Here is a 1,470-nt window from a genome sequence, read left to right on the forward strand (position 1 = left end):
CAGCACCTTCGCGCGCCGCGCCTCGGGCAGCGCCGCGATGTCCATCCAGGCCCGGCAGCGCCAGAAGCGGTCCATGCCGTCGATCATCTCGCGCGTCATGAACGGCGCGACCGGCTCGACGACTGCGCCCGCGCCTTCGAACGCACGCGCCGCCGCCTCGACCGCCGCGCGCACCTCCGGTTCGACCGGCAGGCCCCAGCCGGCGTCCATCAGCAGGCCCAGCTTCAATCCGCGCAGCGGGCGCTCGAGCTGCGACCAGGCGATGTCCTGCCAGGGCAGGTTCATCGTGTCGCGCATGCCGGGGTCGGGGCGCGACAGCACATCCATCAGCAGTGCCGCATCGGCGACCGTACGCGTCATCGGCCCGGCCACGCGGCCGGCGTACGGCGGCTGGATCGGGATGCGGCCGAGGCTCGGCTTCAGCGTGAAGATGCCGCACCAGCCGGCCGGCAGCCGCACCGAGCCGCCGATGTCGGTGCCGACGTGCAGCGGCCCATAGCCGGCAGCAGCGCCCGCGGCGGCCCCGGCGCTGCTGCCGCCCGGGCTGCGGCGCAGGTCCCACGGGTTGCGGGCCAGCGGGTGGAAGCTCGACAGGCCGGACGACAGCATCCCGTAGTCGGGCATCGTCGTCTTGCCGAGGATCACCGCGCCGGCTTCGCGCAGCCGCGCGGCCGGCGGCGCATCGGCCGCAGCCGGCACCAGCTCGGTGGCAGCGGTGCCCAGCGGCACCGGCGTGCCGCGCGTCGCGATGTTCTCCTTGATCATCGCCGGCACGCCGTCGAGCGCACCGAGCGGCGCGTTCGCGAGCCAGCGCGCCTGCGAGGCCTCGGCCTGCGCGAGCGCGGCGGCCGCATCCAGCGCATAGGTGGCGCACAGCCGCGGCTCCCAGGCCGCGATGTTCGCGAGCACCGCGCGCGTCACTTCCACCGGCGACAGCGTGCGCGCCGCGTAGGCCGCCAGCAGCTCCACGGCCGACAGCTGTGCCAGCGCGTTCATTGCCAGCTCACCGCGCCCATGTCGTTCGCGAACACCGGCGAGCTGCTCCACAGCCCCTTCAGCCGCTTGTTCGCGACCATGAACTGCGGCAGCTGGAACAGCCAGGCGTTGACCGCGTCGTCGGCCAGCCGGCGCTGCGCATCGCCGAGCAGCTTCAGCCGCTCCTTCGCGCCGGTGCTGGCGTCGTACTTCGCGACGATCTCGGCGTAGGCACGGCCGTCGTAGCCGAAGTAGTACGACGGATCGGCATACACCGCGAAGTCGAGCGGCTCGACGTGGCTGATGATCGTCAGGTCGAAGCTGCCCTTGAACGGGCCGGCCAGCCACTGCGCCCATTCGACGTTGTCGATCTTCGCGACGATGCCCACCTTCGCGAGCTGCGCCGCGACGATCTCGCCGCCCTTGMGCGCGTACTGCGGCGGCGGCAGCGAGAGCGTCACGTTCAGCGGCGTCGCGACGCCGGCCTCCTTCAGC

Annotated in this window: 1 protein-coding gene and 1 pseudogene; both read right to left on the reverse strand. The window is 72.9% G+C overall.

Annotated features, from left to right (window positions below; translation table 11 throughout):
* Positions 1–996, reverse strand: a 996-nt coding sequence (locus AC1D15_RS31940) for an amidase (RefSeq protein WP_477829210.1), incomplete at its 3' end; no start/stop codon positions are given.
* Positions 993–1,470: pseudogene (locus tag AC1D15_RS31945) on the reverse strand (ABC transporter substrate-binding protein); the annotation flags it as partial. The pseudogene AC1D15_RS31945 and the gene AC1D15_RS31940, both read right to left, overlap by 4 nt.

It is taken from the genome of Rhizobacter sp. P2_H2 (genome assembly GCF_056403375.1).